The organism is Streptomyces sp. NBC_01017, assembly GCF_045162795.1.
Lineage (GTDB): Bacteria > Actinomycetota > Actinomycetes > Streptomycetales > Streptomycetaceae > Streptomyces > Streptomyces machairae.
Genome location: NZ_CP108683.1, coordinates 5,972,521 through 5,991,913, shown reverse-complemented (window position 1 = coordinate 5,991,913; position 19,393 = coordinate 5,972,521). Strand labels below are relative to the sequence as shown.

The following is a 19,393-nucleotide window of genomic DNA, read 5'->3' as shown; positions in this document are numbered from 1 at the left end:
GGAGTCGCCGACTGTGCTGGAAGAAGTCGAGCGCTGGCTGAGCACCCGCTCCTGGTCCGCGACCGATCGCCCGCTCCACCACATACTCGCCGCCAAGCAGCGTTCGGGCCAGTCGGTCTCCGTCGTGCTGCCCGCGCTGAACGAGGAGGAGACGGTCGGCGACATCGTCGCGATCATCCGTCACGACCTCATGCAGCAGGTCCCGCTGGTCGACGAGATCGTCGTCGTCGACTCCGGGTCCACGGACCGCACCTCCCAGGTGGCCGCCGCGGCGGGCGCCACCGTGGTGCACCGGGACGCGATACTCCCGCGCATGCCGGCCGTGCCCGGCAAGGGCGAGGTCCTGTGGCGCTCCCTGCTCGTCACGACCGGGGACATCGTCTGCTTCATCGACGCGGACCTGAAGGAGTTCTCCTCCGACTTCGTCTCCGGAATCGTCGGCCCGCTGCTCACCGACCCCGGGGTCGACCTGGTCAAGGGCATGTACGACCGTCCCCTCGGCGGGGCCGCCGGACAGGGCGGCCGGGTGACCGAGCTGATGGCGCGCCCGCTGCTGAACATGCACTGGCCGCAGCTGGCCGGTTTCGTGCAGCCGCTCGGCGGCGAGTACGCGGCCCGCCGCTCCCTGCTGGAACAGCTCCCGTTCCCCGTCGGGTACGGCGTGGAGCTGGGCATGCTGGTCGACGCCCTGCATCTGGTGGGCCTCGACGCGCTGGCCCAGGTGGACGTGGGCGTCCGCAAGCACCGCCACCAGGACGGACAGGCCCTGGGCCGGATGTCCGCCGCGATCTACCGCACGGCCCAGCTGCGGCTGGCGCGCGGCCACCTCGTCCGGCCGGCGTTGACTCAGTTCGAGCGGGGCGAGGACGGATTCGAGCCGCGCACGTACTCCGTGGACACCGAGGAACGGCCGCCGATGGTGGAGATCGCCGAGTACGCGAAACGGAAGGTCGCATAAGGCCCCGTACCGGGTCATACGCCGGACAGGGCCGCTGATCGTATACGGACCGGCCACTGAGTGGAACCGCACGTTTGAGCGTTTCCGGGCCGGGCTAGGTTGAGGCTTATGGCTTCCACGCAGGGTGCTGCCAAGGTGCTGGTCGCGTCGAATCGCGGCCCGGTCTCGTACGCGGTGCGCGAGGACGGCTCGCTGCACTCCAAGAGGGGCGGTGGCGGACTCGTCTCCGGGCTGTCGGCGATCGGGCCGGACGCCGACGCGCTGTGGGTGTGCTCGGCGCTGTCCGACGGGGACCGGGAGGCGGTGCGGCGCGGCGTCGGCGAGGACGGCGTGCTGATGCTGGACATCCCGGCCGACGTGCACGCGGACGCGTACAACGGCATCGCCAACTCGGTCCTCTGGTTCGTCCACCACATGCTCTACCAGACCCCGCTGGAGCCGGTCTTCGACGCGGAGTTCCGCCGTCAGTGGGAGTCGTACGAGACGTACAACCGCGCCTTCGCGCAGGCGCTGGCGGACCGGGCCGCGCCCGGGGCGGCCGTGCTGGTGCAGGACTACCACCTGTGCCTGGTCCCGGGGATGCTCCGGGAGCTGCGACCCGACATCAAAATCGGGCACTTCTCGCACACGCCGTGGGCGCCGCCGGAGTACTTCTCCATGCTTCCGGACGACATCCGCTCGCGGCTCGTGTGGGGGATGCTGGGCGCCGACCGGCTGGGCTTCCTCACCTGGCGTTGGGCGGCGGCGTTCATGGCCTGCGCCGAGGCCGTGGACCGCGAACGGATCTTCCCGAAGTGGCCGAGCGGCGCCCCGGCCTCCGTCCGGCACACGGCGACCGGGCGTCCCCCGCTGCGGACCACGTGGATCGGCGTGCACGGCCTGGGCGCCGACGCGGAGTTCCTGCGCGCTCGCTCCCACGAGGCCGATGTCGAGGAGCGGCTGGCCGCGCTGCGGGCGGAGATCGGCACAGCGCCGGACGGGACCGCCCGCCGGACCGTCGTCCGCGTCGACCGGACCGAGCTGTCCAAGAACATCGTGCGCGGCCTGCTCGCATACCGGCAGCTGCTCGACGACCACCCCGAGTGGCGCGAGCGGGTGGTCCACGTGGCGTTCGCGTACCCCTCCCGCCAGGACCTGGCGGTGTACCGGGACTACACCGCCGAGGTCCAGCGACTGGCGGACGAAATCAACTCCGCTTACGGCACCCCGACCTGGACCCCGATCGTCCTCCACGTCAAGGACGACTTCGCCCGCTCCCTCGCCGCGTACCGACTGGCGGACGTCGCCCTGGTCAACCCCATCCGCGACGGCATGAACCTCGTCGCCAAGGAGGTGCCGGTCGTCTCCGACGAGGGCTGCGTCCTCGTGCTGTCCCGCGAGGCGGGCGCCTTCGCGGAACTGGGCGAGGACGCGATCCCCGTCAACCCGTACGACGTGATCGGCACGGCACGGGCCCTGCACGAGGCGCTGTCCATGGGGCCGGAGGAGCGCGCGGAACGCTCGAAACGGCTGGCGGCGGGGGGTACGGCGTTGCCGCCGGCTCAGTGGTTCTTGGAGCAGTTGGGTGCGTTGGAGGAGGGGGCCGGCGAGCGGGGCGAGTGAGCGGCGATCGCCGGGGCGGCCTTGCAGGGCGTTTGCCTGGCTCAGGTTGCCGGAGTGGCGGGCGACGACCGTGGGCATCAGCTCGCCTGACGGCGTCCGCTCGAACCAGCCCGCCTCACGGCGACTGTCTGGACCGCACTGCCCGGCGACCACCGGCGACCGCTCGCCAGACGGCGACCGCCTCAACCGCACTGCCCGGCGACCACCGGCGACCGCTCGCCAGACGGCGACCGCCTCAACCGCACTGCCCGGCGACCGCCGGCGACAGCCCGCCGGACGGCGACCGCCTCGACCATCGCGCCTCACGGCGACCGGCTGCTGCAACCCGCCTCACCCCGACCGGCTGCGGCAGCTTGCCTCGGCGGCCCTCTGGATCAGGTCGCCTGCGTGGCGATCGCGTGGAGGAGTCGTACGACGCCCTCCGGGCCGTCGACCACGACGTCCGCCCTCTCCGAGAGTTCGGTGACCTCCTCGCTGCCGCTGCAGACCAGGAGGCCGGGGGTGCCGTCGGAGCGGAGTTTGTCGACGGCTGCGTAGGCGGGGAGGTCGCCCAGGTCGTCGCCGCTGTAGAGGACGGACTCGGCGCCGAGTTCGCGGATGTACTTGCTCAGCGCGACGCCCTTGTCCATGCCGGGCGGGCGGAGTTCGAGGACCATGCGACCCGGTTCGACGATGAGGCCGTTGCGGGTGGCGAGGTCGGTGAGGGGGGCTCGGAGGGCGTCGAAGGCGCCCTGGGGGTCGGGTGCGCGGCGCGTGTGCACGGCCACGGCGTGTCCCTTGTCCTCGATCCAGGTGCCCTGCGCGGTGGATTCGAGGAGACCCGGCAGGGCGGCGCGGACTGCTGCGACGCCGGGGTGGGGGTCGGGGGCGGTGACCTCGCCGCTCACTGCGTCCCAGCGTTCGGCACCGTAGTGGCCCAGCACGACGAGGTGCTCCAGGCCGGGGGTGTCGGCGAAACCGCCGTACTTCACTGCGACCTCGGCCGGGCGGCCGGTGATCACCGCGACTGCGGCCACCTTCGGCGCGAGTGCGGCCAGGGCCGGGATGGCGTCGGGGTGGGCTCGGGCCTTTTCGGGGTCCGGGACGATGGGGGCGAGGGTGCCGTCGAAGTCCAGCGCGATGAGTGAGCGCGCGGGGTGGGTGAGGATGGCGGCCAGGCCGTCGCGGCCGGGCTGGGTGGTGGGGGTCGGGAGGGGATCCTTGTGACTGCCCATGGGGCGACCTTATCGGGGGACGGGTGCTGCACCATCCCGACGGGGTTTCCGGACGCCGGTCCGGGCAAAGCCAGCCCGTCCGGCGTTTGAGGACGGGGCCGTTCAGGCCGAAGCGGGGGTCTGGGGGCGGCAGCCCCCAGGGACGGGGCGGGTAGTTGCGGCGGGGGCGAAAACCCCCACCGCACCGCCGCGCGTCACCGCTCCCCCCGCCGCCCCTCCCGAACCCGCCGCAACCGATTCACCGTCACCGGATCATGAGCCGGCGCCCGCGGATCGTCCAACAGCGCGTTCAGCAGCTGGTAGTAGCGCACCGGCGCCAGCCCCAGCTCCTCACGTATCGCCCGCTCCTTGGCCCCGGCCCCCGAGAACCCCCGCCGCTCCAGCGCAAGGATCGCCCGCTCGCGCTCGGCGAGAACGGCGGCCTCGGGCTGGTCCCGGTCCTGCTCCTGGTCCATGAGCCGCACCGTAGCCCACCCCACTGACAGGAAGCCCCCGCGACCTACTCCGCGCTCTCCGCCCGAGCAGCCCCCGACTGCAGCTGCCCCAGGATCGCCGACGGGCTCCCCCCGGACGCCACCGTCCTGCCGATGCTCTTCTTCACGTCCGCACTCACCGCGGCCCACGACGTCCGCCCCACCGGATAGAGCTCGGAGAGCGGGAGCTGATCGAGGAAGGGCTTGAGGGCGGCGTCCTGGTCGGCCCCGGTCATCACCGTGGACGCGGAGTTCGTGACGGGGAGCAGGTTGTACTCCCGGGAGAAGTCCAGGACGTTCTGCTTGTCGTAGGCGAAGTCGAGGAACTCCCCCACCTGCTCGGCATGACCGTTCTCCTTGAAGGCCATCATCCAGTCGGCCACACCCATGGAGACCTTGGTCGGCCCCTCGAGCCCGGGCATGGGCACCATGCCGAACTTCACGCCCTTCTTCTCGGCCATCTGCATCAGCGAGGGGTGCCCGTTGAGCATGCCGACATCCCCCGCGGCGAAGGCGGAGAACGCGTCGGCCCGGTTGAGCTCCCCGGGCGGGACCGGCCCCGTGAGCCCCTTGCCGACGAGGTTGTTCTTGAGCCAGTTGAAGGTGGAGACGTTCTCGGCGGAGTCGATGCTGTACGTACCGGTCTCCGCGTCGGTGTACCCGCCCCCGCCGCTGAGCAGCCACTGCATGGTCTCGGCCTGCGCCTCCTCGGCACCGAGCGGCAGCGCGTACGGGTACTTCACGCCGTCCGCCTTGAGCGCCTCGGCGTCGGCGGCCAGTTCCTTCCAGGAGGTCGGCGGGGTGAGGCCGGCGTCCTCGAAGAGGGACTTGTTGTAGAAGAGCAGGCGCGTGGAGGAGGCGAACGGGATGCCGTACTGGACGCCGTTCACCTGCCCCGCGTCCGCGAGCTGCGAGACGAAGTCGGCCTGGACGGGGATGGAGAGCAGTTCGTCGGCCTCGTAGAGAAGGCCCTTCGCGGCGTAGTCGGCATACGCGCCGATCTGCGCGATGTCCGGCGCCTCCCCGGCGTCGACCATCTTCTTGACCTTGGAGTCGACGTCGTTCCAGGAGTACACGGTGACGTCGATCCGCACGCCGTCGTGCTGCTCCTCGAAGTCCTTGGCGAGCCTGTCCCAGTACTTCTGGGAACTGTTCGCCGCACTGTCGCCGTAGTCCGCGGCGACCAGCTTCAGCGTCACCTCGTCCGAACCACCGGTCAGCCCACAGCCGCCCAGAACCGCCGACAGGCCCAGCGCGGACACCGCCGCAATCGTTCCCGTACGCCTACGCCGCTGCACGCAAAACCGCCCCACACCCATATTCGAAACTTTCGAAACGTCATACATATTGCCCCCATAAGGTCTACACCACGTAAGTGGACTAGACCTCTCGCGGGTACGCAAGACACACTGTTCCCGTGAGACATGTCATCGCCCTCGATGTGGGCGGCACCGGGATGAAGGCCGCCCTGGCGGCAGCGAGCGGCGAGCTGCTCCATCAGGCCCGCCGCCCGACCGGGCGCGAGCGCGGGCCGGACGCGGTCGTCGAGGGCATCCTCGACTTCGCCGGCGAGCTGCGCGCGTACGGCGAAGAGCGCTTCGGCGAGCCCGCGGCCGCCGCCGGCATCGCCGTCCCCGGCATCGTCGACGAGGAGCAGGGCGTCGCCGCCTACTCGGCCAACCTGGGCTGGCGTGACGTACCCCTGCGGCGGCTGCTCGCCGAACGGCTCGGCGGCGTCCCGGTCGCCCTCGGCCACGACGTGCGCACGGGCGGTCTCGCGGAGGGCCGGATCGGCGCCGGCAAGGGCGCCGACCGTTTCCTGTTCGTGCCGCTCGGCACCGGGATAGCCGGCGCGATCGGCATCGACGGCCGGGTGGAGGCGGGCGCGCACGGCTTCGCGGGCGAGATCGGCCACATCGTCGTACGGCCCGGTGGAGCGCCGTGTCCGTGCGGGCAGCGCGGCTGCCTGGAGCGGTTCGCGTCCGCGGCGGCGGTGAGCGAGGCGTGGTCCGCCGCGTGCGGAGACCCGGAGGCGGACGCGGCGGACTGCGCGAAGGCCGTCGCGTCCGGCGATCCGAACGCCGTACGGGTCTGGCACGAGGCCGTGGACGCCCTGGCCGACGGCCTGGTCACCGCCCTCACCCTGCTGGACCCGCGCACCCTGATCATCGGTGGCGGCCTGGCGGAGGCGGGGGAAACCTTGTTCACACCGCTGAGGGAGGCCGTCCGGCGCCGGGTGACCTTCCAGAAGCTGCCGTCCGTCGTCCCCGCGGCCCTGGGCGACACCGCCGGATGTCTGGGTGCCGGCCTCCTGGCCTGGGATCTCCTCGACCACACCGACCGTACGGAGGTAACCCCCTGATGGCAGCCGACCTAGGGGCGCAGGACAGCGCCGAATTGCGGCTCCGCCGCGGGGCGCGACCAGCCGCGGCGAGCCCGCAGCCCGCAACGAGCCAGGTGCCCGTCGTCCTGTCCGGCGCCAACGTGGTCATGCCTACGGGGACCCGCAAAGAGGGCCAGGTGATCGTCGAGGGCACCCGAATCGTCGGCACGGCCCCAGCGGGCGCCCGAGTGATCGACCTCGCCGGCCACTACGTGGTCCCCGGCTTCGTGGACATCCACAACCACGGTGGCGGTGGAGCCTCGTTCACGTCGGGCACCGCGGACGACGTGATCACCGGCATCCACACCCACCGCCTGCACGGCACCACCACCCTGGTCGCCTCCACGGTCACGGGCGACATGGACTTCCTCACCCGCCGCGCGGGCCTGCTGTCCGAGCTGGCCGAGCAGGGCGACATCGCCGGCATCCACTTCGAGGGCCCCTTCATCTCCCCGTGCCGCAAGGGTGCGCACTCCGAGGAACTGCTGCGCGACCCGGACCCGGCGGACGTGCGCAAGCTGATCGACGCGGCGCGCGGCCACGCGACGATGGTCACACTCGCCACCGAGCTGCCGGGCGGCCTCGACTCGGTTCGGCTGCTCGCCGAGCACGGCGTGATCGCGGCGATCGGGCACACGGACGCGACGTACGAGCAGACGGTGGAGGCGATCGAGGCGGGCGCGACGGTCGCCACGCACCTCTTCAACGCGATGCCGCCGCTGGGCCACCGCGAGCCGGGCCCGATCGCGGCCCTGCTGGAGGACGAGCGGGTGACCGTCGAGCTGATCAACGACGGCACGCATCTGCACCCGGCGGCGCTGGAGCTGGCGTTCCGTCACGCGGGCGCCGACCGGGTCGCGTTCATCACGGACGCGATGGACGCGGCCGGCTTCGGCGACGGCCGCTACATGCTCGGCCCGCTGGAGGTGGAGGTCGCCGACGGTGTGGCACGCCTCGTCGAGGGCGGCTCGATCGCGGGCTCGACCCTCACGCTGGACCGGGCCTTCAAACGGGCGGTGACGATCGACCGGCTGCCGGTCGAGGACGCGGTGGCGGCCCTGTCCGCCAACCCGGCCAAGCTGCTCGGCCGCTACGACCGCATCGGCTCCCTGGAGCCCGGCAAGGACGCCGACCTGGTGGTACTGGACGCCGACTTCGACCTCAAGGGCGTGATGCGCCGGGGCGAATGGGTGGTGGATCCCCAACTGGGGTGATCTGTCCTGCTGTTGAGGGCGGTGGTTGTCCTGCCAGACTGGGACGGCCGCCGCCCTTTTGGCATGATCGGCAGCTGTCGGCAGGAACAACCGGCAGACGGACGGCGCACGCATGCTGAACTCTTCGGGGGAGGTCGAGTACAGGTGATCCTCACTGTCACGCTGAACACCGCTCTCGACATCACCTATCGCGTACGGTCCCTGCGGCCCCACGCCTCCCACCGTGTCTCCGAGGTGACCGAACGCCCCGGCGGCAAGGGCCTGAACGTGGCGCGGGTGCTGGCGGCCCTCGGGCATGAGGTGACGGTCACGGGCTTCGCGGGGGGCGCGACGGGCCGGGTGGTCCAGGACCTGCTCACGGCCACGCCGGCCGTGGTGGACGCGCTGGTCCCGGTGACGGGAGCGACCCGCCGGACGATCGCCGTGGTGGACGAGCTCACCGGCGACACGACCCAGCTCAACGAACCCGGCCCGACGGTCACGCCCGCCGAGTGGTCCGCCTTCCAGGAGGCCTACGAGGACCTCCTCGTCTCGGCCTCCACGGTGGCCCTGTGCGGCAGCCTGCCGCCGGGCGTACCGGTCGGGGCGTACGCCGGCCTGGTCCGGGCCGCGAGGACCGCGGGCGTCCCCGTGCTGCTGGACACCAGCGGCGAGGCCCTGCGCCGGGGCGTCGCCGCCCGCCCGGACATCATCAAGCCCAACGCCGACGAACTGGCCGAACTCACCGGCTCCCACGACCCCTTGCGCGCCACCCAGGACGCCCGCCGCCGGGGCGCCCGCACGGTGGTCGCCTCCCTCGGCAAGTCAGGCCTCCTGGCCCACACCCCCGAGGGCCGCTGGCAAGCCACCCCACCGACCCGCCTCCACGGCAACCCGACCGGCGCCGGCGACGCGGCGGTCGCGGGCCTGCTGTCGGGTTTGGTGGAGAAGCTCCCATGGCCGGACCGCCTGACCCGCGCGACGGCGCTCAGCGCGGCGAGCGTGGTCGCGCCGGTGGCGGGGGAGTTCGACCGGGGGGCTTATGAGGAGTTGCTGGGGCGGGTGGCGGTGACGGGGGAGGTCAGCGCGGCCTGACAAATCCCTCCTGGCATGCCCCTGTCGCCCATATATGATCAAGGGGGACTACGGATCCACCTGACCAGGGATCCACTCCTTATTGGGGGAAGTAATGCACAAAGCAAGGAAGTTCGCGCGGCTCGCTGCCGTCGGCGTGGCCTCGGTGGGCCTTGTCGTCACCATGAACAGCTCGGCGACAGCGGACGCCGGGCCCGCCGCCGCGGCGGACGCCCTGACCATCCGCGCGGCGGGCTGGTCTTGGGGCGGCGGCTCGAACGACGACCGGGACGTCAGCATCCGGGAGAAGCCCAGCACCACCGCACGCAAGGTCGGCACCCTGAAGAAGGGGAAGATCGTCAAGTGCTGGGTGGCCGGCTGCAGCGCGGTGGACGGCGGCAGCTACAAGTGCACCAGCACCTCGCCCACCGAGAAGCGCTGGCATGAGGTGCGGTGGAACGGCAAGAAGGCTTACGCCGCGACGAGCTGCCTCGAGTGGGGCCGCGTCGCTTGATCTGATCGCTGATCCTCTGCAGACGACGGCGGCCGTTCCCAGCACCGAGCCGGGAACGGCCGCCCTCGCATCGATCAGCTCTCGCCCTTGCTGAGATACATCTGGTCGAGGACCGCGTCACACTGGTTGCCGTCGTTGCAGGCAACCTCGATCGTGTTGGTGCCCTTGTTCAGGTTGACGTTGGCCCAGGTGGTCTTCCAGCCCTTTTCCCAGTCACCCTCGGGTGTGTTGCCGAAGTTCTCCATGTTCAGCGGCTGGGTGTTGGCCGTGCCGTTGACGAGCAGCGTCGCGTTGGCGTCCTTTCCGGGGATGCCGTAGCGCACATACAGCCGGTAGCTGCCGGCCTTCTCGAGGCCGTTGACGGACCAGATGACCTTGGCGCCGACCTGGTTGAAGTTCGTGACGTAGACGCCGCCTGCTGCCTTGGACCCCTTGAAGTCGGAGGCCGTGGCGGTGCCGCCCTCCAGGCGGAGCGCCTTGGCGTCGACCGCCGGCAGGTCCGCCGCACCCGCCCCGGCACTGCTACTCGCCGAAGGACGCGAGTCCCCGCTCTCGGACTGCGTCGGAGTCGACCCCGTGTCGCCCCCCGCCGCGTCGTCCTTCTCGCCGTCGCCGCCCAGCATCGCCACGCTGATGCCGATGACGACCGCCGCGACGACCGCGATGGCGCCGATCAGCAGGCCCTTGGTGTTGGGGCCGCCGCGGCCGCCCGAGCCGTGGCCGCCGCTGTAGGACGGCTGCTGGCTGGCCGTGGTCGCGCCGCCGGGGTGTGTCTCCGGTGCCGCGTAGTGCGCGTTCGGCTGGCCGTACGTGCCCTGCTGTTGCGGTACCTGGCCGTACGCGGCCGTGGGGGCCTGCTGGCCGTACTGCCGCTGTCCGACCGGGCGCACACGGTTCACCGAACCCGGGTAGCCGTAGCCCCCGCCACCGGACGGCGGCTGGGCGCCGTTGGCCTGCCCGTCGGCGTAGAGGTAGCCGAACGGGTCGTCGTCCTCGGGCGTGCTGGCGCCGTTGTTGCCGGACGTCATCCCTTGGTACTCCTCACCAGGTGCGGGCGGATGCGATGCGTATGGTCAGAATGGCGAGCCTACCCGCTCCTGATGGCCCAAACGGGTGACTCGGATCGCATCAGCTCGCTGACATGGCAGTTACCCGGCGCGTCTGTGTTGTTTGGGACGAGATCGTTTCTCTACGTACATCCGCTCGTCGGCGGACTTCAACACTTCGTCCGCAGTCATTCCGCAGTGTGCCCACCCGATGCCGAAGCTGGCGCCCACACGGACCGCCCGCCCTTCGGCGCGGATCGGCTGGATGATCTCGTTGCGCAGGCGTACCGCGAGGTCCTGGGCGTCCGCCTTGCCGAGCCCGTCGGCGAGGATCACGAACTCGTCGCCGCCGAGCCGGGCCACGGTGTCGCCGTCGCGGACCTGGCGGGACAGGCGCCTCGCCACCTCGATGAGAACTGCGTCACCCGCGTTGTGCCCGAACCGGTCGTTGATCGACTTGAAGCCGTCGAGGTCGCAGAAGAGCACCGCGAGCCCCTTGGCACCGTCGTCCCGCTCACCCTCGACCGGCGCGACGGTGTGGACATGGTGGTCGTAGGCGTCGAACGCCGCCACAGCCGGCCGGAAGTCGAAGCCGTGGCCGTTGGCGTCGTAGGCCGGGTGGCCGTAGGCCGCGTCGACCGACTCCAGGGCGGCGCCCGGGTGCGTGGAGCGCTGGCACAGCCGCGAGGCGAGGCGGGAGCGCAGCTCGGCGGAGTTCGGCAGCCCGGTGAGCGAGTCGTGCGAGGCGCGGTGGGCGAGCTGCAGCTCGCGGCGCTTGCGCTCCTCGATGTCCTCGACGTGGGTGAGCAGGAAGCGGGGGCCGTCGGCGGCGTCGGCGACCACGCTGTTGCGCAGCGAGACCCACACGTACGTGCCGTCGCGGCGGATCAGACGCAGCTCCGCGCGGCCCCCCTCGGCGGACGTACGCAGCAGCGTGCCGATGTCCTCGGGGTGGACGAGATCGGAGAAGGCGTAGCGGCGCATCGCGGAGGCGGGGCGGCCGAGGAGGCGGCACAGCGCGTCGTTGGTGCGCAGGATCCGGCCGTGCTGGTCGCCGCCCATCTCGGCGATGGCCATGCCGGACGGGGCGTACTCGAAGGCCTGCCTGAAGCTTTCCTCACTGGCACGCAGGGCCTGCTGCTCGCGCTCCAGCCTGACCAGTGCCCGCTGCATATTCGCGCGTAGACGTGCGTTGCTGATGGCGATCGCCGCCTGGAACGCGTACATCTGGAGCGCTTCGCGCCCCCACGCGCCCGGCAGTCGCCCGTTGCGAGGCCGGTCCACGGACAGGACCCCGATCAGCTCACCGCACGCGCTGCCCTGCACGCCGGGCGTGTACATCGGGGCGAAGAGACGGTCCGAGGGGTGCCACTCGTCCTCGAATCGGGGCGCGGGGCCGTCGGTGTACCACTGCGGGACGTCGTCGTCGTCGAGTATCCAGCCCTCGGTGTGCGGGATGAAGACCAGGTCACCCCAGCGCTCACCCATGCTCAGCCGGCGCTCCCAGGAGTCCCGGGAGCCGACACGGCCGGTGATGAGGGCCTCGGCGGCGGGGTTGCCGGAGAAGGCGGCGACGACGAGATCGCCGTCGGGGCGTACGAGGTTGACGCACGCGAGCTCAAAGCCGAGGCCGTTGACTACACCGTCGGCAACGGTCTGCAGCGTGTCCGCCAGGCTGCGGGCCGTGTTCATGTCAGCCATGACCTGGTGCAGTTGCCGCAGGGTCGCAAGACGGACATACGGCTCCGACTCGGTCTCCATGCTCGCCCTCCCCCCGAGACCTCGCAGCGAATCAAGGGTTCTACTTTGGCGTAACTTCCCTTGCTAGTTCCCCGCCACTGAATCACAGCGCGCTGCTCACTCGGTACACAGGGTCAACAATTAATGCCCCTTGTGACTCAAGTCACAGGTAAACGTGAACAATTGAGCGGTGTTTCTGCGTTTTTCCTGTGCGTTTACTGAACGCAAACTTTGTGCGTGTGTGGAGATGCCACGAAACGGTCTTGATCAGGTACGTCAGTCGTCCGTCCATGGTCCTAGGACCACGTCCCTGTCCGTTCTCGGGCGAAGGCCCGATGCCGGGTGCGCGGTACCGACATTAGCGTTTTCGGCGTGCCGAACACTTCCCCGCCCGCGCCGCCCGTGACCGCCGTCCTCCCCGCCTCGCGCAACGCCGCCGGGCATGCTGAGGGAGTGAGCAACGACGAGTTCCGTGCCGCCATGTCGCGGCTGGCCGCCGGTGTGGTCCTGGTGACCGCGCTGGAGCCGCCGCTTGACCCGGACGACCCGCACGCACCCGTCGGCGAGGACGTCGGCATGACGGCCACGGCGTTCATGTCGGTGTCCCTGGACCCGCCGTTGGTCCTGGTCAGCGTGCGCGAGGGGTCCCGCATGGACGACCTGCTCGACGAGCAGCCGCTGTGGGCGGTCTCGGTCCTCGCCGAGAGCCAGCGCCACATCGCCGGCCGCTTCGCCATGAAGGGCCGCGTCAGCGACCGCCTGCTGTTCGCCGACATCCCGTACGTCCGCGGCAAGGAGACCGGCGCCCCGCTCGTCGGCGGCGCCCTGGCCACCCTGGAGTGCCGCACCGAGCAGCGCGTGACGGCCGGCGACCACACTCTGGTGATCGGCCGCGTCCTGTCGGCCTCTCTGCCGAGTGCGAACGGGGGGCCGCTTACGTATTTCCGGGGCCGTTACCGGCAGTTGGGATGATCAGCGGACGGGACCGTTCGCAATTCCATGGCGGGGAACTGATCATCCGCCTTACGGTGCCGGGATGACGTCGACCACTTCCGCGCCGCGCCTCGAAGAAATCACACCCGCGAACTTCGAGGCCGCCACCGGCATACGCGTGCGACCTGAACAGGAATTCGCGGTCTCCCCGGTGATGCAGTCCCTGGCCGAGGCGTACGTCCACCCCGCGGGCGTCGCCTGGCCCCGCCTGATAGTCGACGGCGACCGCCCGGTGGGATTCCTGATGGCCTTCTTCGACATCGACTGGCGCGGCGACGGCAGCCTCCTGCGCTCCGGGCTGTGGCGGCTGAACATCGCCGCGGACGAACAGGGCCGGGGGTACGGCCGGTTCGCGGTCGAGTCGGTGGCCGCGGAGCTCCGCCGCCGGGGCGACGGGCAGCTCTACGTCACCTGGCACCCCGGCGAGAACGGCCCTGAGGGCTTCTATCTGGGCCTCGGCTTCCGCCCCAACGGCGAGACGAGCGAGGGCGAGACGGTGGGCGTGCTGGAGCTGGACCGCACCGGCACGGCACCGGCTGGACCGGCCTGAGGCCGAGCCGGGACACCCGCTCGGGGTCCGTCACGATGTCGATCACGGCGATCCGGTCCCGCACGTACGCAAACCGCAGGGCCCGTTCCACCCGCCCGCCGGCCAGCACGACGGCCCCCGTCGCACCGTCGACCAGCATGAGCTGCGCCACACCGGCAAGCGACCCGAACGTCGCCGCACCCCGCGCCACCGCCGCCGCACCCGTGGCCACCCCCGCCTCGGTGCGCGCGATGACGTCCGGGTCCAGGACCTCCAGCAGTCCCTCGAAGTCCCCCTCCCGCGCGGCGGCGAGGAAAGCGCCGACGACCTCGCGCTGCCTGCGCCGCCCGGCCAGCCCGGCCTCGGTCACGTCGGCGCCCTGCACCCGGCGCCGGGCCCGGCAGGCAAGCTGCCGCGCCGCGGCGGGCGTACGGTCCACGACGTCCGCGACCTCCTCGAACGGCACCCCGAACAGGTCATGCAGCACGAACGCCAGCCGCTCGGCGGGCGTCAGGGTGTCCAGTACGACCAGCAGGGCGACGCCCACCGAGTCGGCGAGGAGCGCGTCCTGCTCGGGGTCGGCGGCGGAGCCGGGCACGGAGGCACCGGGACCGGAACCCGCAGCCGGGCCGTCCAGCGGATCCTCCGCACGGGACTTGCGAGACCGAAGCATGTCCAGACAGACCCGGCCCACCACGGTCGTCAGCCATGCCCCGAGATTGTCGATACGGGCGGTATCGGACCGGCTCACCCGGAACCACGCCTCCTGCACCGCGTCCTCGGCCTCGACGACCGACCCGAGCATCCGGTGAGCCACGGCCCGGAGGTGTCCGCGGTGCGCCTCGAAACGCCGGGCGAGAAAGTCGGTGTCCTGAAAGCCGGTGTTCCCGATGCCGCTGTAGTCGCCGCCGCTCATCTGTCCCAGCCTCTCGTCGCAGTCGGTCGTCGCAGTCCGTCGTCGCAGTCGGTCGTCACTGCGTTGACGGATGGGGGGACGGGGATGTGACGGCGACAGCGGGTGAGGCGACGGCGGCTTCGGGTGCGGGCGCGAGCACGGCGACCGGGGTGGCGATTGCGGCGACGAGGGCGAGGACGGCGACGGTGCGCAGGGTCCACTTCAGCACGGTGAGGATCCAATCCGGATGTGTGACGGCATGCGCCTCGATCGTCGCCACCGATCCGGTGTCCGGGGATCATCCGAAGGTCGCGACCGTCTCCCCCGCACGGCGGAGGTGACAGGCGGCACCGACCCGGACTACGTCCAGCCCCGCCCCGTCCGCCCCCGCTTGGTCTCCGAGCGCTGCTTCTTCTCCCTCAGACGGCGTTCGTTGATGCCGCGGGGGATGCGGGTCGGCGTGCGCGGCTTGGGTGGCGGGGCCGTCGCCTCGGCAAGGAGGGCGGCGAGGCGGACGGCGGCGGTCTCGCGGTTGCGCCATTGGGAGCGGTGCTCGGAGGAGCGGACGGTGAGGACACCGTCGACGAGGCGGGACGCCAGCCGCTCCAGCGCCCGCTGCTTCCACACCTCGGGCAGCGCCGCCGTGCTCGCCAGGTCGAACCGCAGCTCGACCTGGGAGTCACTGGTGTTGACGTGCTGGCCCCCCGGGCCGCTCGACCGCGAGAAACGCCACATGAGCTCGGCCTCGGGCAGGGAGACGGAGCCACGGATGACGTATGGACCAGACATGCCGTACATGTTCCCGCTTCTGTCCGGTCCACGTCACGCGAATATCCCCTACGGGTGCTCTTTGGCAAAGAAAGTAAAGACACCTGGAACTTGAGGTACCCCTCACTGCGTTCATAGGGGTAGCTGTAGCTTCTAGCCGTACCGCAACGAGGGAAGGGACTCCCAACAATGGCTGTAAGCCTGTCCAAGGGTGGCAACGTCTCGCTCACCAAGGAGGCACCGGGCCTGACCGCCGTCACCGTGGGCCTCGGCTGGGACGTCCGCACCACCACCGGCACGGACTTCGACCTCGACGCCTCGGCGATCGCGGTCAACCCCACGGGCAAGGTCTACTCGGACGGACACTTCGTCTTCTTCAACAACAAGCAGACCCCGGACCAGACCATCGTCCACACCGGTGACAACCGCACCGGCGAGGGCGCGGGCGACGACGAGGCGATCAACGTCAACCTGGCCGGCCTCCCGGCCGACGTCGACAAGATCGTCTTCCCGGTCTCGATCTACGACGCGGAGAACCGCTCGCAGAACTTCGGCCAGGTCCGCAACGCCTACATCCGCATCGTCAACCAGGCCGGCGGGGCCGAGATCGCCCGCTACGACCTGTCCGAGGACGCGGCCACCGAGACCGCCATGGTCTTCGGCGAGCTCTACCGCAACGGCGCCGAGTGGAAGTTCCGCGCCGTCGGCCAGGGCTACGCCTCGGGCCTGGTGGGCATCGCGCAGGACTTCGGCGTGAACGTCTGACGGACGCCTCGCTGTGCAGGAACCCCTGGCTTCGGCCGGGGGTTCCGGCGTTCTGGGACTTCGGTCGTCCAGCGCCTCGATCGTCCAGGGGATCGGTCGTCCAGGGGATCGGTCGTCCAAGGCCTCGATCGTCCAAGGCCGCCTCGATCATCCCCGTCTTCGATCGTTCATGTCTTCGATAGGTTGCCCCACGTGATCCTCGACCCGCTCCCCCTCAGCCCCGACCACGACATCCCGGCCCCGCTCCTGACCGAGCTCACCGCGCTGTACGCCTCCAACCGTGAGTTCCACGCGCTCAGCGGCGAGTTCCCGGACCCGGACGACGTACGGCCCGAGCAGGTGGCGGCCGCGCTGGCCGACGAGTTGGCCAACCCCGACGTGGAGGTCCTGCTGGCCCGCAGTGCGGGGCAGCTGGTCGGGATCGTGATCACGCTCGGCCGGCACCCGGACCCGTCCGACCCCGATCCGTGGATCGGCCTGCTGATGGTGGACGCGAGCGCCCAACGCCAGGGGCACGGACGCCGCTTGGCCGCCCTGGTGGAGGACCGCCTGCGCGCCGCGGGCCGTACGGCCGTACGCCTCGCCGTCCTCGACAACAACCCCGACGCCATCGCCTTCTGGACCGCCCTCGACTACGAGGTCATCGGCTACGGCGAGGACCTCCAGCTCGGCCGCGCCTGCACGGTCCTGCGCAAGCCGCTCATCGATCCCGACAGCGCCCCGCGCACCCCGCGCCAGGCCGCCCGAGTCGCCGTAGTCGACCCGGAGGGCTCGGTCTTCATGTTCCGGTACGACAACGTCGAGGTCGGCGTCCACTGGGCCCTGCCCGGCGGCGGCCTGGAGGCGGACGAGACACCCCAGGAGGGAGCCCTGCGCGAACTGCGCGAGGAGACCGGCTGGACCGACCTCGAACCGGGCCCCCTGCTCTGCACCTGGGAGCACGATTTCACCCACTCCGGCACCCCGGTCCGCCAACACGAGCACATCTACGTCACCCGTGGCCCGCACCGGGACCCGACCGGCCCCGGCCTCCCCGCAGCCCACGCCGCCGACGGCATCCTCACCTGGCAGTGGTGGCCCCGAGCAGACCTCGCCAAGGCCCCGGAACCCCTGTGGCCCCCGGACCTGGCCCGTCTGCTGGACGAGTGGGAAGCGGGCGGGGAGGCCTGAACCGGCGTGGACTGGACGCCCCTGGCAGGCACCGCCCTCGGCGCGTTCGTCGGCGTCGGCTCGACGCTGCCTCGCGGACCGCGCCCGCCGGCGCCGGGAGCTGACCGACCGGACCCGGCAGGAACGCCGGCAGATCTATGTGACGGTCCTGACGAAGTACCGCCTGGCCTACGAGGCCATGCACGCGGCGGCGGTCACCGGCCGCGACCAGGCGGAGGCGGCACGGGAGACGGCCGTACGGGAGGCGTTCAGGTCCTCCGGCTGCGACGAGGCCCGTGAGACCGCCCTGATCTGCGCGCCGCAGGAGATGTCCGACCTGCTCGAGGCCGTCTACGCGACCCTGCGGGACCTCCAGGACGGGTTCGCAGCCGGTGATCCACCGCTCGACTCACCGCAGTTGCAGGAGCGGCGGCTCAAGCACGCGGAGGCGATATGGGCGGCCCGTGCGGTGATGCGGCGGGATCTGGAACAGGGATCCTGAGCAGCCGTCGCCACCGGACGGCGGGCCGACAGGCCGGCGTCACGGTTGCTCGGGCTTCCCGTCCCCGTACAGCCAGTCCTCCCAGACGGACGTGAAGTCCTCGTCCGGTGCCGTCTTCTCCACGTACGCGGTGAAGTCCCCGGTGTCCGCGTTCCCGTGCCGGTGTTCGGCCGTCCAGCCCTGGACGATGTCGTAGAAGGTGTCGTCGCCGACGGCCTGGCGGATCTTGTGGAGGACCATCGCGCCGCGCTGGTAGACCGGTTCGCCGGAGATGTGCGCCGCGCTCTTGGGCTTGGCGGGCGGGAAGGACCAGAGGTCCTCGTACTCGTCCTCACCGTGGTCGTACAGGGCGTCGAAGGTCTCCTGCGCGCTGTCGCCGCCATTGTCCTCCTGCCACAGCCACTCCGCGTACGTGGCGAAGCCCTCGTTCAGCCACATGTCCCGCCAGCTCTCCGGCGTCACGGAGTTCCCGAACCACTGGTGGGCCAGCTCGTGGACGAGCAGTTCGGTGCCGGGGGCGCCGGGGAAGACGGGCCGGTTCTGGGTCTCCAGGGCGTAGGCGGAGACGTTCTCGCGGGCGACGATCGCACCGGTGGAGGAGAAGGGGTAGGGACCGAAGTTGTACTCGGCCCACTCCACGATTTCGGGGAGCCGGGCCAGGACTTCACGGCTGGAGCGGGCCTGGGAGGGGGCTACGGCCGTGTAGACGGGCAGCGCGTTGCCGGCCGCGCCCGGCACGCTGGAGCGGCGGATGTCGTAGTCCCCGATGGCGAGCGTGGCCACGTGACTCGCCATCGGCTCGGCGGCGCGCCAGTGGAACGTCGTACGGCCGCCGCCGGTGGTCCGCTCGGCCAACTCACCGTTGGAGACCACCTGGAGCCCCTCCGGGACGGTCACCGCGATGTCGTACGACGCCTTGTCGGACGGGTGGTGGTTGCCGGGGAACCACGCCATGGACCCCGTCGGCTCGCCGAGCGCGAGCGCACCGTCGGCGGTGGGGAGCCAGCCCTCCTCCGAGCCGTCCGGGTCGGTGATGGTCTGCGGGGTGCCGGAGTAGCGGACGGTGAACCGGAAGGTCTCGCCCTCGCCGAGCTCGTCGCGCGGCCGGACGACGACCTCCTGGCCGCTACGGCTCCAACGGGCACGCTCGCCCTCCACCGTGACCCGCTCGACGTCCATGCCCTTCAGATCGAGGTCGAAGGCGGAGAGGTCCTTGCCGGCACGTGCGGTGATCTCGGCGGTGCCGGTGAGGTGGCGGTCGTCGGGGTCGTAGGCGAGGTCGAGGTCGTAGTGCGTGACGTCGTAGCCACCGTTGCCGGCCTTGGGGAAGTACGGGTCGCGCACACCGGAACCACCGGGGGTGCCGTGGACGCCGCCGCACGCGGTGAGCACGAGGGCGAGCACACCACAGGCGATGGCGGGAACAACAGGCACGGAACGGGACACACCAGTGATCCTATGAGCGCGGACCACGCCACCGTCACCCCGGCGCACAGCCGCGACCCACGACACCGCCCGGCCCGCGTGCCTGCACCACCCGAGCCACAACACCCCCGCCCCCGAACCCCGCAGCCGCCCCACCTCGCAACCACGCC

General features: G+C 71.1%; 19 protein-coding genes and 1 pseudogene. 11 read left to right on the top strand and 9 right to left on the bottom strand.

Annotated features, from left to right (window positions below; translation table 11 throughout):
- Positions 1 to 13: 13 nt before the first annotated feature.
- On the top strand, positions 14 to 958 hold the full coding sequence (locus OG331_RS27545; protein WP_406200892.1) for a glucosyl-3-phosphoglycerate synthase: 945 nt from the start codon (positions 14 to 16) through the stop codon (positions 956 to 958).
- Between the two features lie 108 nt (positions 959 to 1,066).
- The gene (locus OG331_RS27540) at positions 1,067 to 2,560 is read left to right on the top strand and encodes a trehalose-6-phosphate synthase (protein WP_406200890.1); all 1,494 of its coding nucleotides are present in this window, start codon (positions 1,067 to 1,069) and stop codon (positions 2,558 to 2,560) included.
- A gap of 374 nt (positions 2,561 to 2,934) precedes the next feature.
- Here OG331_RS27540 and otsB read toward each other — a convergent pair whose 3' ends face one another.
- From otsB to OG331_RS27525, 3 genes are all read right to left on the bottom strand, one after another.
- Positions 2,935 to 3,774, bottom strand: a complete 840-nt coding sequence (otsB, locus tag OG331_RS27535; RefSeq protein WP_406200887.1) for a trehalose-phosphatase — start codon at positions 3,772 to 3,774, stop codon at positions 2,935 to 2,937.
- A 194-nt stretch (positions 3,775 to 3,968) separates the two neighbouring features.
- Positions 3,969 to 4,229, bottom strand: coding sequence for a DUF3263 domain-containing protein (locus OG331_RS27530; protein ID WP_406200884.1), 261 nt, complete (start codon positions 4,227 to 4,229; stop codon positions 3,969 to 3,971).
- Between the two features lie 44 nt (positions 4,230 to 4,273).
- A complete protein-coding gene (locus tag OG331_RS27525) occupies positions 4,274 to 5,566 on the bottom strand; it encodes an ABC transporter substrate-binding protein (RefSeq protein ID WP_406200881.1) in 1,293 nt (430 codons plus the stop codon).
- Between the two features lie 98 nt (positions 5,567 to 5,664).
- Between OG331_RS27525 and OG331_RS27520 the strand changes: the two genes are divergently transcribed.
- From OG331_RS27520 to OG331_RS27505, 4 genes are all read left to right on the top strand, one after another.
- The gene (locus OG331_RS27520) at positions 5,665 to 6,609 is read left to right on the top strand and encodes an ROK family protein (protein ID WP_406200879.1); all 945 of its coding nucleotides are present in this window, start codon (positions 5,665 to 5,667) and stop codon (positions 6,607 to 6,609) included.
- Positions 6,610 to 6,737: 128 nt separating this feature from the next.
- Entirely contained in the window at positions 6,738 to 7,844 is a 1,107-nt protein-coding gene (nagA, locus tag OG331_RS27515) for an N-acetylglucosamine-6-phosphate deacetylase (protein WP_406210312.1), read from the top strand.
- Between the two features lie 144 nt (positions 7,845 to 7,988).
- Positions 7,989 to 8,918 (top strand): 1-phosphofructokinase family hexose kinase, encoded by a 930-nt coding sequence (locus OG331_RS27510; protein WP_406200877.1) that lies wholly within the window; start codon positions 7,989 to 7,991, stop codon positions 8,916 to 8,918.
- A 94-nt stretch (positions 8,919 to 9,012) separates the two neighbouring features.
- A complete protein-coding gene (locus OG331_RS27505; protein ID WP_362388301.1) occupies positions 9,013 to 9,411 on the top strand; it encodes a hypothetical protein in 399 nt (132 codons plus the stop codon).
- A gap of 74 nt (positions 9,412 to 9,485) precedes the next feature.
- Here OG331_RS27505 and OG331_RS27500 read toward each other — a convergent pair whose 3' ends face one another.
- Both OG331_RS27500 and cdgB read right to left on the bottom strand, forming a co-directional pair.
- Positions 9,486 to 10,439, bottom strand: a complete 954-nt coding sequence (locus OG331_RS27500) for a CBM35 domain-containing protein (RefSeq protein WP_406200875.1) — start codon at positions 10,437 to 10,439, stop codon at positions 9,486 to 9,488.
- A 120-nt stretch (positions 10,440 to 10,559) separates the two neighbouring features.
- Positions 10,560 to 12,218 carry a diguanylate cyclase CdgB gene (gene cdgB / locus OG331_RS27495; RefSeq protein ID WP_406200873.1) on the bottom strand — a complete coding sequence of 553 codons (1,659 nt, stop codon included), beginning with the start codon at positions 12,216 to 12,218 and terminating at the stop codon, positions 10,560 to 10,562.
- A 351-nt stretch (positions 12,219 to 12,569) separates the two neighbouring features.
- Here cdgB and OG331_RS27490 point away from each other — a divergent pair, with 351 nt between their 5' ends.
- The gene (locus OG331_RS27490; protein ID WP_406200871.1) at positions 12,570 to 13,169 is read left to right on the top strand and encodes a flavin reductase family protein; all 600 of its coding nucleotides are present in this window, start codon (positions 12,570 to 12,572) and stop codon (positions 13,167 to 13,169) included.
- Between the two features lie 64 nt (positions 13,170 to 13,233).
- Positions 13,234 to 13,740 carry a GNAT family N-acetyltransferase gene (locus OG331_RS27485; protein ID WP_406200869.1) on the top strand — a complete coding sequence of 169 codons (507 nt, stop codon included), beginning with the start codon at positions 13,234 to 13,236 and terminating at the stop codon, positions 13,738 to 13,740.
- Here OG331_RS27485 and OG331_RS27480 read toward each other — a convergent pair.
- The 3 genes and pseudogenes from OG331_RS27480 to arfB form a co-directional block, all read right to left on the bottom strand.
- Positions 13,739 to 14,635 (bottom strand): annotated as a pseudogene (locus OG331_RS27480) (sigma-70 family RNA polymerase sigma factor); the annotation flags it as partial. The gene OG331_RS27485 and the pseudogene OG331_RS27480 overlap by 2 nt on opposite strands.
- A gap of 55 nt (positions 14,636 to 14,690) precedes the next feature.
- Positions 14,691 to 14,894 (bottom strand): hypothetical protein, encoded by a 204-nt coding sequence (locus OG331_RS27475; RefSeq protein WP_406200867.1) that lies wholly within the window; start codon positions 14,892 to 14,894, stop codon positions 14,691 to 14,693.
- 80 nt (positions 14,895 to 14,974) lie between these two features.
- Positions 14,975 to 15,412 (bottom strand): alternative ribosome rescue aminoacyl-tRNA hydrolase ArfB, encoded by a 438-nt coding sequence (gene arfB, locus OG331_RS27470; RefSeq protein ID WP_328426811.1) that lies wholly within the window; start codon positions 15,410 to 15,412, stop codon positions 14,975 to 14,977.
- Positions 15,413 to 15,571: 159 nt separating this feature from the next.
- Between arfB and OG331_RS27465 the strand changes: the two genes are divergently transcribed.
- The 3 genes from OG331_RS27465 (at position 15,572) to OG331_RS27455 (ending at position 17,798) form a co-directional block, all read left to right on the top strand.
- Entirely contained in the window at positions 15,572 to 16,147 is a 576-nt protein-coding gene (locus tag OG331_RS27465; protein ID WP_107906089.1) for a TerD family protein, read from the top strand.
- Positions 16,148 to 16,339: 192 nt separating this feature from the next.
- The gene (locus OG331_RS27460; protein ID WP_406200864.1) at positions 16,340 to 17,317 is read left to right on the top strand and encodes a GNAT family N-acetyltransferase; all 978 of its coding nucleotides are present in this window, start codon (positions 16,340 to 16,342) and stop codon (positions 17,315 to 17,317) included.
- A 139-nt stretch (positions 17,318 to 17,456) separates the two neighbouring features.
- Positions 17,457 to 17,798: a hypothetical protein gene (locus OG331_RS27455; RefSeq protein ID WP_406200862.1), complete on the top strand. Its 342-nt coding sequence runs from the start codon at positions 17,457 to 17,459 to the stop codon at positions 17,796 to 17,798.
- 39 nt (positions 17,799 to 17,837) lie between these two features.
- Here the strand turns inward: OG331_RS27455 and OG331_RS27450 are convergent, their stop codons facing one another.
- The gene (locus tag OG331_RS27450; protein WP_406200859.1) at positions 17,838 to 19,244 is read right to left on the bottom strand and encodes a M1 family metallopeptidase; all 1,407 of its coding nucleotides are present in this window, start codon (positions 19,242 to 19,244) and stop codon (positions 17,838 to 17,840) included.
- Between the last annotated feature and the right edge of the window lie 149 nt (positions 19,245 to 19,393).